The following is a 12,002-nucleotide window of genomic DNA, read 5'->3' on the forward strand; positions in this document are numbered from 1 at the left end:
AAAACACCCACTCGGCCTTAAGTGAGGAAAAATATGCCAAAGCATCGAAGCCCCAAGACTGAAAGCCAAGCAAGCAAGTCCACCGACTCGGGGGAGCTCCAACGGCTCAAGCAACAGTTGACGGATCTGCAGGAAACGGTCGACAGGCTCCAGGGCCGTCTGTTGAGAGGGGAGATACCCGAGCAGGCCTCTTCACAACCTGCCAGCCTGCTAGCACTGAAAAAGTTCATACCGGCCACGACAGATGGCTGGATGGGCGTCAACATGTCCGGCACTCGGACATCGTTGCCATCCGGGATAGCCGTCACCGTGACCTCTCAGGTGGATGGTCGGGATTTCGGTGTAATCAATGAAGGCATCTATGCCAACAACACATTCGATATCAAACAGGGCAACCTCAAGGAAACGGCAGAGCGCAAATCCAGCGTGGAAGTGCTGTTTGATGTCGCAACCAGTCCAGTGGTCATCGACGGAAAAACCTACGATCGACGCGTCACAGTGACTTGGGCTGAGGGAGGAACCTCGAAGTCGGTGGGACCGTTTCCCGCCAGGACCAAATCAACCTCCCCGCCTCCCAAAGGCACGCACGATGTCGAGATCGCTGACTTTCCCCATGACCTGGGGCTGCCTTACGGCGAATTTGCTACCGTGTGGTTTCGAATCGGGCATCAGGGCGACAGGTACATTCACCCTGGGCGTGAATCCGATGGGTGTATTACCTGTGCTCCTGGAAACTGGTCTGCGATTTACGCAGCCCTTAACTTCGGTCGAGTGGGCGATGGCAAGAGCGTTGCCAAGCTGAAGGTGGTCTAGTAACGCGCCTGCACAACACGTTCAGGACATTCAACTCTCGAACGAGTCATCTGTGAACGAGTCCCCACGCCGAAGGAATCGCCCGCCCCGCTCACCAGTGCGGGGCCTCTGACTGAACGACAACACCCCGTTGACCCATACCGTTTCAATGCCTTGCGGTTGCGGCATCGGTAACCCGCCTCGACATCCATTGCCAATCACCGGAGTACTGATCTGAGAACGACTATGTCTGCCCTCACTACCGACTGACGGTCCAACCATAAGGAAAGTGAACTCTTTCGGTGCCCTCGCGTGCGAACGACAGATAGTTGATGCACAGCAGATGTGGTGCCACCACCATCTGCTCAGCAAGCCGTGCCTCAAACTTGTCTATCGTTAGCCGCTCGCGCATCGGTGGATCGCCAGGCTTCGGCTCATAGTCTTCGTCTTCAACCCATAGGATGTCCTCACCCCCGTGGTGTACTGCGGAAAGTATGTGGTGCCCTTCACGGGCACCAGGAGCAGTAACGACGTCGACCACTACCTCATGACGCTTGCCCGGGATGGCATGGAAACGAGCTGCATCTGGCAACAGGCATTCCGCGATGAAGTCGAAGCTCGAGTGAAGACTCTTGTGGCGCTGCAAGGCAAATAACGGTCCAAACTTGCGCAGTTTGAAGCGTTTACGTAGCTTCCCGTCGCGATCATAGAACGCCTCGAAGAGCATGCCATCAAGAAGTGCCTTCCGCTTTTCTTCTTTGATGCCAGCTGAGCGAGTCGCGAAATCGCTAATGTATGCCACAGCCGCGTTAGACTCACCGCAAGCCGCCTGATACAGGTTACGGCCCAACACGAAGAGACCGTCGACGGAAACTCGATTGGCTACCGCGGAGGTGAGCTCAAGCACGGCCGGGTTCTGGCGCGGCCACGTGCTGCTCTTGAGTTCCCGGATCATGCGGTGCGAGGCCTTGGCATCATCCAGTACGAACAGGCTGTCACTAAGCGCCGTCTCGTCATAGAGATCGATGCGCACTCCCAGGCTCAGGTTGAAAAAGAACTCGGTGGCCAGGGATGTGTGCTCCCAAGAAATCTGCTTGCCTCTCGTCGCAGCGCTCAGCGAGTTCCGCACTCGCTTGAACATGTTCTCGATAGAGCAGTCGGGCGTAGCCAGGTGCTGCAGCAGCGCAGCCGTGTAGGCACCGTTCCGACCTGCGCCATCGCTGGCATTCTGGCCCGGCGAAGTTGCGAAGGCGATCAGCGTGCCGCGTGGCGCATACACCGGTGCCAGCCCGCGAGAGGCAATCGCGCGCGTCCAGGCCCGGCCGAACGGATTGCGGCGACACGCATCAAGAATAATGATACTGGTCGCGCAGCCAGAGTTCTCCATGACTTCGATCACCCGGTTGAGCGAGAGCGAAGAGTGTTTGAGCGAGATCTCATCGCTCGCGTCCGTATCTACCGCTGCGAGATAGTTCTCCCCCTGGACCTGTACCCCGTGCCCAGCGAAGAAGAATAGCCCCACATCGCTGCCCTTCAGCGTGCGTTGGAATCGCTTGAGGACGCGATCCATTCCTTCGCGGTGGCAGTCGGTCTTCTCGATCACCGTGAAGCCGCACTGCATCAGGGCGGCCGCCATGTCCTGCGCATCGTTGGCCGGGTTCTTAAGTACATCACCGTCTTCGTATTCCGCATTGCCGATCAAGAGCGCATTCATGGTCCGGCTCATTGCGCGTCTCTCTTTTCTTCGCCCAGCACTTCTCGCAGAAATAGTGTTTTGGCTGCACTGCCCGGCACGGAGCGCCTCGGAGTTGACAGCAGCACGTCCACGCCCGTTCTGAGGGCGTCGACGGCGACCCTAAGCTGCCGGCTCGCCGGCTCCAAGTCCAGCGGTGACGGCAGCAAGGCAGGCCTCAAAACCGAGAGATCGCGTATCTGTCGCACGGCTTCGGCAAGCAGTTGCCCACTCTGTGTACCTTGGCGCTGCTCGAAAGCATCGTGCGCGGCCATCGGCCTGTCCGGTGCGTTACCCGCGAATCCGAAGCTCAAACCTGACGGACGAGAGGAGGCGAGCATCTTGCGCAGCGATTTGGCCATCCGAGCGTCGAGCGGCTCCTCAGCCTTCTCCGCGAGTGCCAGGAGATCACTCAACAACCAAGTCGCTTCGGCGAACAGTGGAATGCCGCGATCAAGGAAATGCGACAGTGTTTCCACCGCAAGATTGGCAGCATCGCCGATTGGCATCCCACGCTCGATCCGGCTAGCGGCACGGATCAATTGGGCATCTGGAATTCCTTCATACCAGTGTGCAAGGTTATCCAGCCAAAGGGGGGGCAGCCGATCCCAATCTCGCTTGCGAAGCAGGTAGTAGGCTGCCGCGGTCGCAGCGATGGGATCCTCAACCTTGAGGTGCAGCAGCCGGTGCGCGAGCTCGCTTCCGGGGTCGAGTAGCGTTTCCACCGAGCCTAGCCGGCCAGCTCGCAGGAACTCCATGATGGCTTCGGCATTCGGGCTATACCCGCCAACAACCACCCGAGGCTTCACCCTTCCGGAGAGCGTCCGCAACATCATCACGAGCACGCTCGTTTCAAAAATCGGCAACGACACGATCTGGGGACTATCGCTGTCGAGACGCACCACCAGAGCACGAGGATACTGCGAATATCCAAGCTCCAATTGGATAGCCTCCCGCGAGCGGTGAAGCTCGCGTAGTCGCAATTCAATCGGGACCTGACGCCAACGCACGGCGTCCGGGGTCTTTTCCCAAAGTTGAAACCATGCGTCCTCCATGCCAGGCTGGTTTAGCAAGGCGCCACCTTGGCGCTTCACATCAAGTCGCGCGGCAGACCAAGCCATCCAATCGGACGTAGCGACATCGTCACCAACTCGGAACGTCACTTCGTCGTGCCATATTCGGTCGCCCGTCAAAAGTGGTCGCGTCTCCGTTGTGCCATTGGGCAGGTTCAATCGGACGAAGACAGGGTTGTCTCCGCGCTCGTAGCCCAATTCTGTAGGTCTCCGCGACGTGACCGTGCCCGTGCTGAGCACTTGACCTCGGGCGTCAACGATGCTCACGGGAAGGAAAGATCGTGAGTAACCGCGTTCACCCCGTATCACCAATTGGATCTGCAGCGATTGCCGGCTCATGGTTGCACCTCGACGGGCAAATGATAGTGCGGCGGCTCGAAAAACTGGGCACCACTTGCATAGGGCTTAGTCGATGCGATACGGACCTCATACATGCCTTTGCGGGCTTCCGTGCGCCAGATGCCGGCGACCTGACCACCAATGATGGGCGGTACCGTTGCATCGACTAGGTTATGGATCTCGTATCGGCTCAGCACTCGCAGCGCCTCTGGCGAGAGCTCAATCTCAACCTTGACCTTGGGGATCTGCATGGTCTGATGCAACGGCGCATCAACAGCCCCCGAGGGATGGGGCGCGCAGGCCTGCGGCTCACCGCCGCGCTCCTTGTTCACCATCGCCAGCAACTTGGGCACGGCTTGCGACAACGCACTACCGTTGACCAGCCATACGGGGGTACCCGGCTGCGGGGCACCGCAATAGCCGTCCAGTGCTTGTAGCAAGGCATCTGTGAAGCGGGACACACCGTTGACGTCGCCATAGGCTGGCAAACCCTCACCCGTGGATTCGATCCAGGTGGTGCCGCGATTAATGTTAGCCGAGGACGCTCCGTCGTCCAATAAGGGAGCCGGTCGGGCTCCCATCCGGTCGCCGACGCGCCGGTCATAGGTTCGGCAGGCGTCGATGAAGATGTAGAGCTGGGCACTCACCTGGCGCCACAACGCACGCACGGTGTTTGACAGATCGAAGCTACCGGTCTGGAAAGGCCGATTGCGGTTGGCACCATGATCATCTAGCAGCAGGATGTGCTCCGGGCCATTGCCCATCACGCCGTGTCCGCAAAAATACAGCATGCCCACGTTGTTGGGATGGCGTCGGACCTCTTCCAGCCAGCGATCGAACCCGCTTTGGACCTGCGGCAGCGACGCGCGCTCTATCGCATACTGCGCACCGGCCACATCTAGCTGTTCGCTCTGCTGCGAAGAAACCAGGATCTCCAGCGTCGTGAGTGGCGCGTTTGGGTTGTTCAAGCCGCCACCGATGCCATCCCCTCCGATTATCCAACGGGCCAGGTCCATGGCGGAGGCCGGCGGCGACTCCAGCACATTGAGCCCCAGGTGAACCCTATCGCGCGAATCAGGTCCTCCTCGCAGGTGCTGGTAATACCCGACACCGATAATTAATACATGAGTGCCTGGAGCATCGGACGACAGTAACAGTCGAATCTGGGTCATCAGCTTAGGCTCTCCCACTGATACGTTGTGCCAACCTCTTATAGAAGCTCGGCCACTTGAAATACCCGGAATGCGCGCCAGTAACGGGGAAGCCGGTGTTGTATTTGAAATCATGCACGGTAGCGGACACAGCCCCTGTGAACGTCGGCAGGACAAGGAAGCCAAGTACATCATTGGTGTCGACGATATTCAGCCAGCGCTTCGCACGCTTTGGCGATGCGATGGCCTCACGAGGAACGGCGGTGGGGTCTGTTCGTCCGGGACTAGCCCAGAGCAGCGACATCTCCTCGAACAGCCCGACCTGTGACCCAACCGTAACCCAGACATCGATCTCGAGATCCGAACCTTCGGCGTAATGTGTGAGGATGTCGTAGACGATTTCACCGCCGAAGCTATGGCTGATGACCACCAAGGGTTCGCCCTTTGCGCGGGCTAAGGCGGAGGCCTCACGCAGCGACTCGAGGACGGCAGCAGCGATCGGGCCAGGCGTCGTGCCATCGCCGCGCTCCGCCAGATACCTGAACGCATCTCCAATGAAGGTGGCGACTTTGCGCGTCAAGGGCCGGCGCGACGCGGCCACGACAGCATGGGAAAGCTGATCAGGACCGAGCAGCGTCAGGCGTTTTGCGCCTTCCTCTAGCATGCCCCACAGGCCACCGCCGCCGAAAGTCTCGACGTTCCCGGCACTCTCCACCGGGTTAATACCATCGAACACTTGATCCAGCACGTTGTCTTTGGTGCACTCAGCCAGCCATGGCGCATCGAGATCAGCCAATCGATCCTGAGCCAATTGATAGGCCTTGGCCACAGCGCGGATGTCCGCATCGGTCTGGGCGTCCTGGATGACGGCGTCGAACAGCAAGTCGATAGCCACATCGGGACGACGTCGCGCCAGCGCATCGAGGGTATCGCCGTTCTGTACGACACCGTCCGCCACGCTGATACCCAAGGATGGGGGGAGCTCGCTGCCGCCGCCCCCAAAGGTTTCCACCTCGCTACCCTTCGGGATCACCTCTAGGTCTCGCCAGAAGCTGACTCCGTCTCCCCCCCAATACGGCGCGTAGACAGAGTGCTCCGGATCAATTCCGACGACAGGTGCGACAATTTTCCGGAGAAACGCTGCTCTTACCTGTTCCTCCCGATCGTATTCAGCGCCTTTCCGATTGTTAACGCCATGAACGAAGACGAATGGCATGACCGCTCCCTTAATTGCTCACTTTTTATCGATACATTGCAGTCGGGAATACCGATAGCAAGTTCGTCTAATATCCAAGGATTGCCGCTGCTGAGCGAAACAAAGGTAATCATGCTCGTAGCCTCAAACGTCAAGCATCCTGCGTTGAGGAGCCCCAGGTACTGCCCTCTGGAATGAGGAAGCGGTAGGCTTGTGAGCAGTAACGCAGCAAACGTAAGGCCGAACTCGAGTCGATGAAAACCACTAAGTGCCATACTGGAATGCAGTCAGCATAAGCGAGCTCCTTGAACGGAATACAAGCAAGTATCTCAAAAGGGGCATCGTGATCTTGAAGCCACGATCCCCTCATTTTCAAAAGCGTAAGGCTTGCTGCTGTGCCGCCGTGTCTGCACGCTCGGAGTCAGCATCCCAAGATTGGGCAATACGCTGAAGCATTGCGCTGGTACGTACAAACTCCGAGGACACTTCTGCCCACTCACGAGATTGACGGGCCAGGGCACGCTCTTGGTCACCGCCCTCCCCGATCTGCTTACTGAATACACCCCGCATATTGATCCTTTCGATGCTGATGCCACGCTCAATCTCCGCGGATGCCAATAACTCAATGACACTACGCACGGCCTCATGAGGCCATGCCTCGTCTTTTAGACTCAACGGAGCATGAGCCAATACTTGACCGATCAATTGATCAGCAATGGCCTGACGATTTTGCTCTTTAGCCAATCGTCGAACGTCTAAGCACCATCCCAGCAGCGCAGGCTCGTCCACCTCTTGATCGGTTTGTCCGGGCAGCGTCTTAAGGCTCTTGAGCAAGCGATAAGCGTTAGTAGCGTATTTTCGATCATGTTCGGAGACTTCCCTTGGATCCTCATCTTTCGCCCTGAAAACCTTACAGAGCATTTCCATAAAGAAACTGGGTTGTTCAAGCAGCATTCTATGCAGGGCTCGCGGATCGTTACGAAGCGCAGGAAGGTAGATGAATTCCAAGCCCGCCAATTGCTGAAGCGTGACATCCGATCGCTCGGACAAATCGCTGATGACTTTCTCAATGTCAAAGAAGCTAGACGCCATCCGAGCTCCTGGGCTGGAATTTCGCTCTGCAACGCCATCAGCCAGTAGAGACACGACATCATTTGTTGGGATTTCACTGAGCCGACGCGATACAGCACTCAATGCAGCAGTAGGGCGTTCCACAGCGCGGTATTTTTCGACGGCAAACAGAAGCTCTTCTGTGCCAGCAGCAATGGGGTATGGTGATTTTTGCGTCCAATAGGCACGTTCAATCTCCTCGCCAAATGACGCTACGTACAGCCAAGTTTGCATCTGCTCCGGCAGAGACTCAAACATTCGCCCGATACGATCGGGACTTAGTACGCCATTCTGTAGAGCCGCGCGTGCGGCCTTTTCCCATCTCTGCCCATAGCGAGCTATTCCATCCGCCATCGCCGAACCCGCCGCTAGTTCCAGTTCTTGAACAGAGCTGCTGATAAGGCTGCTGAACAGTTCGAAGAGCTGGTCATAGGGCAGCTCAAGACCTCGGGCTGAATAGATAACCAGCCGTGGAACCTTCACGCACCCCATCAATTCCAGGAATCCCTGGACTCCCAGCGACTCGTGGATTTCCTTCAAAGCACTCAGGCGAGCGCAGTCAACAACCTTGATCGGATCAGCATCCTCGTCATCAACCCCTTCAACAGGTGGCATGAAATCATCGAAGAGCCAACTGTAGGTTTCCACCAGCGTTGTGGGCAAGTACTTGTCGATTAGGTGCGCCAGCCTTTCCACTCGCTCCTGCGGCATCGCCCAGTCGAAGCTAGAATATTTTTGGTGACGCTTAACCTCTCGATGCAAAGCCTTCCAGATTATCGTTCGGGCGTCCCCCTCCAAAGCGCTCAGCACCTCGTCGAGACGGTCGACAACCGCTTCAAACGGGTCATTTTGAAGGTTGGGCAACGCGTCAACTAGTGTGCTCCAACGCTCCGCACTCAGGCCGACTTCATCGATCGCCAGTGCCACGATTTTAGCTTCACTTTCCCAGACCAAACCGTAAGTCAGGGTTTCACCGTGATCCTGCTCGTACTCTCTAAACTTTGGTTTTTCCGTAGGTGAACTGTTGTCGCTAGATTGAGGCAGCAGCTTAGCGAGCAGTGGCCAAGCGATACTCGGAACAGCTTGCACAGTTGCCTGCAAGACAGCCAACCGGCGCTTTGTTTTGACCGCGGTCCCTGGTACCCACGAGAGGAAAATGGCTCGCAGGCTATTGATAGGCCGATTGTTCAGTTTGCCACCTGGGTCAATTGCAGCAAGCTTCGCAAGGCAGAGCACTGCTCGATCAAGCAACACGGAATCCCAAGCAAGCACCTCCAACGCCCACAGCAGACCGCAGTGATATGTGACAGGGGTGAGCATCCCAGGATGCTCGTCAAAAATGGGACGGATCGAAGGCGATGCGCCCTCAAGCTGACGCTCAAGGGCCTCTAGAAAAGAATTAGGAGATGCCTCCGCCAGCAACGCCAGATCTTGTCCCAAGCTTGCCATCAGCCTGTGATCGGACGATAAACCCGGGAGCGAACGAATTAGGTCATCTACGAAAGCTTGAGGGTGACCACCTGCAATGGTGAACCCTGCTGGCTCGTGCAGTACAGCCATGTGAAGCAGTGTGGTCATCAAACCGTTTCTAAGGTGGTCGCTGTGTGAGGTCTCGCGCTCACGCTTATCGTGGAGCACGAACGGCTCATCCGCACTAGGGGGGGTGTGCGACTGTGCTGCTTTGTCAAAGACGGTGGCCACAGCATCTTTGAACAGTTGAAGGTGCCTACGCCCAATTAGGGGGGCAAGATGCAGGAATGCATCAACTGACGCCTTGGTTGCCCACAGATTGCCTACGCACTCGATGGGCGAGTCCTGCATGACCAGGTACTTGCGCAGTTCGTCCTCCGCTTCGTCGTAGTCCTTCTGACTCAGAGAGCTGAAAACAGACTGATCAAGTTCGCTACCGGACACCCATGCGCCCGCGAGCATTACCGGTATTAGCGGTTTTGCATCTTCGAGCCACGTAGGCTTTTCAGCGGTGCCGCCAGGGCACTGCCTTGCCAGCACTGCCAGACTTCGCCCACATTTGCGTGCAGCCTCGTACCCCTCGTCGTCCGACATACCCATCTTGACGAAAGCTTTACCAAGTTCACGGCTAGTTGGTCGACGCAATTCAACGTGATCGTGCTTTTTTTCGTCTGCGCCGGCACTTATAACTGTGGGCCCATAAGACTTGAGCTGCCCCGCGCAGCTGCGAGCAGCGTTTCGAGGCAAATAGATGAGATTTGATGTGTTAATCAGAAATCTCGCAGCGTCCTCTGTCTCCACGATCACGGTACGTGCTTCGAGCGGTCTGCGTACCGCCTCGGGAGCCATGCGTATAGCGGCGACGGTGAAAGCTATAACCTCATCGGGGGTGTCAGCAGCAAATGCCAGGCGCCCGCCCTCTTGGGTAATTTTCTGCAGCAGCTCCTCGGCTTGAGTTTCGCGTCCGGCGAGCAAGACATCTTCCACGAGTGGAGGTGCGAAGCGACTTGAGAAGGACTGCCAAAACTCCTCCGTACTGAGAACACCATTCTGAGGTGCGATTCTGAGCTCGCAACTCGCCCACCGAGATGCCACGGCCGGGCATTTGGCAAGCCAATCCTCCAGCAAAGGGCCGTCAAGATAGACAACACTCTTCCAATCCTTGAGACCGTTTTTCTCAGCAAGCCAGTCCTCCACTTTCTCGGTCGGCGTATTCCAAGTCCTAGGCGTCACGATAACCAATGTGCACTTGGTCCTGGTTTTCTCATCGACCTCATCAGTGCGCTTCTTGTAATCCGATTCAGCCTTGGATTTTCCGGCGCCGTTGGTTCCAAACTCCCAAATAGACATCCCATCAGGCACAAAGGAGGAGATTGAGTCGACGTCAAGAAATCCGTCAAAACCACGAACTTGGCCCTTGTCACCCTGCAGGAACCTCAGCCTCCTGACTTTCGAAGCAGTACCCCAAATCAACTCGGCCACGAGGCCTGGCATTTTATCCTTAGCTTGGAGCGTATCGGCCCACTGCTCCAGTTCGAGCGCTTTGATCCACTTCAACGTCAATCTCCTTTGAATGTCCCAGCAATGCTCGCTGAGTAAAAACGCCTCCAGGTGGCAGAGAGCCACTCTACTCTACGTCGGAACGGAGTTGCCACCACCGAGGAGATTAGTAATGACAGGTGCGCGGACTGAAATGAGGTGCGTGTAGCAAGGATCTTAACGTCGCAAAAAGTGACCAATGAACACAAGACGCGTCACCTGTGTAGCTTGTTCTAGAGGTATGGATTGCCGGGCGGCTACGAACCATTTTTTTCACTCGAACAGCACTCAACTGGAAAACGACCAAGATGACTGACTTAGGTATGGCCTGCAGGAAGCAAACCTATACGCGCGGCGCATGGTAGTCCAACTGACTGGAAGTAATGGTCAGCTGGCCAGCAGTCAGCGACCGCTCATCATGGCGCTCGACCAGCCACGCATTTGGCTACGAGCGCAGAAAGATTTCACCGCGCGCCTGCAACATGCGATCAATGACGATCATTCCGGGCGTACCTGCCAATTTCAAATGGGGCGTTCCACCGAAAACCACCAAGTGCCATACTGGATCACTGTCAGTGATACCCGTTCGCAATCGCTCGTGTACTGAGTGCGAGTGGGGGCAAATGCATGGGCATAACCGGCAATTTTCGGCCTAAAACTATCGAAATAGAGCCTCATTCAGATGTTCTTTGGCGACCCTGAGAGTCTCTAGGCTTCGTCGGGCAGGCTGTTTATCTGATTGCCACACCCGGGGGTGTCTGAGGGCATGCTTTGGATGGTTTGAAAAGGATGCCCCCAGCCTAAGGCCAAGCATGCCATTGATGAGGACAGCTCCTACCGGACTCTCTGCGAGTCGATAGACCGGCCTGAGGCTTTCAGCGGAACGGTGCAGGATGGACAAAAGCGCCGGCATCGTGGCTACTCAAAGTGCCCGAGACGCCAAACCAGCTAACGCGGTGAAGGGCCTGATCGACCACACGATCAAGCGCTTGAAGAAGCACCAGAGAATGCCGAAGTCGATAGCTATGAGGTGCTCGCCAAGAGTGCTTGTAGTGATTTCAGAATCATCGTGGAGAAAGCGATCGAGTACATTCTGCTGGCAGATGTGGTGGGCCGCTTCCGCCGCGCGATTAATACCCAGGGCAAGCTAGATAAAGTTGCCAAGGTAACCGCTGATGACTGCTCATTTATTGATGATTTGATGACCCGCTACTCCGTGTTCGAGCATGCTCAATCAGGAGAGCTGCAGAGCAGCGCGCTTGAACTGGCGGTGTTTGAGGCTGACGTTACAGCGTTGCACAACTGGATAGCTGAGTTTTCGGCGCGTAAGTAAAACCGCTAATAGCTTGGCCAGAACCGGGCGTGCTACCTGATTCTGGTCAGGCTCTAGCATGACCGCATAACGCGGAATGCTAGTAAGATTAGACGGCAAAAATACCAAACACCATACCATTTCCTATCAAGCTACCGGCGATGATCGGAGTGCCCACCGCACACCTACCGCAATCAGAACAAAACCAAAGAAGAGCGCGCATTTGAAATTGACTGATCGCGCTCACTCTGGAGTTTTACTTAACTGCTTATATCCGTTGGTTGCTACC

General features: G+C 56.5%; 7 protein-coding genes. 2 read left to right on the forward strand and 5 right to left on the reverse strand.

Annotation, left to right across the window (positions count from 1 at the left end):
• The first annotated feature begins 33 nt into the window (after window positions 1-33).
• Window positions 34-813, forward strand: a complete 780-nt coding sequence (locus AC1DWG_RS03405; protein WP_477762218.1) for a hypothetical protein — start codon at window positions 34-36, stop codon at window positions 811-813.
• A gap of 238 nt (window positions 814-1,051) precedes the next feature.
• Here the strand turns inward: AC1DWG_RS03405 and AC1DWG_RS03410 are convergent, their stop codons facing one another.
• From AC1DWG_RS03410 to AC1DWG_RS03430, 5 genes are all read right to left on the reverse strand, one after another.
• Entirely contained in the window at window positions 1,052-2,506 is a 1,455-nt protein-coding gene (locus AC1DWG_RS03410) for a caspase family protein (protein WP_477762219.1), read from the reverse strand.
• Window positions 2,507-2,514: 8 nt separating this feature from the next.
• Window positions 2,515-3,936 (reverse strand): hypothetical protein, encoded by a 1,422-nt coding sequence (locus tag AC1DWG_RS03415; RefSeq protein ID WP_477762220.1) that lies wholly within the window; start codon window positions 3,934-3,936, stop codon window positions 2,515-2,517.
• On the reverse strand, window positions 3,933-5,108 hold the full coding sequence (locus AC1DWG_RS03420) for a caspase family protein (RefSeq protein WP_477762221.1): 1,176 nt from the start codon (window positions 5,106-5,108) through the stop codon (window positions 3,933-3,935). The genes AC1DWG_RS03415 and AC1DWG_RS03420 overlap by 4 nt, the downstream gene beginning before the upstream one ends.
• Window positions 5,109-5,112: 4 nt before the next feature.
• Window positions 5,113-6,303 (reverse strand): hypothetical protein, encoded by a 1,191-nt coding sequence (locus AC1DWG_RS03425; protein ID WP_477762222.1) that lies wholly within the window; start codon window positions 6,301-6,303, stop codon window positions 5,113-5,115.
• 351 nt (window positions 6,304-6,654) lie between these two features.
• Window positions 6,655-10,419: a hypothetical protein gene (locus AC1DWG_RS03430; protein WP_477774113.1), complete on the reverse strand. Its 3,765-nt coding sequence runs from the start codon at window positions 10,417-10,419 to the stop codon at window positions 6,655-6,657.
• A gap of 1,012 nt (window positions 10,420-11,431) precedes the next feature.
• Between AC1DWG_RS03430 and AC1DWG_RS03435 the strand changes: the two genes are divergently transcribed.
• The gene (locus tag AC1DWG_RS03435; RefSeq protein WP_477762224.1) at window positions 11,432-11,734 is read left to right on the forward strand and encodes a hypothetical protein; all 303 of its coding nucleotides are present in this window, start codon (window positions 11,432-11,434) and stop codon (window positions 11,732-11,734) included.
• Window positions 11,735-12,002: the final 268 nt, after the last annotated feature.

This window comes from Pseudomonas sp. P4_B3, assembly GCF_056402295.1.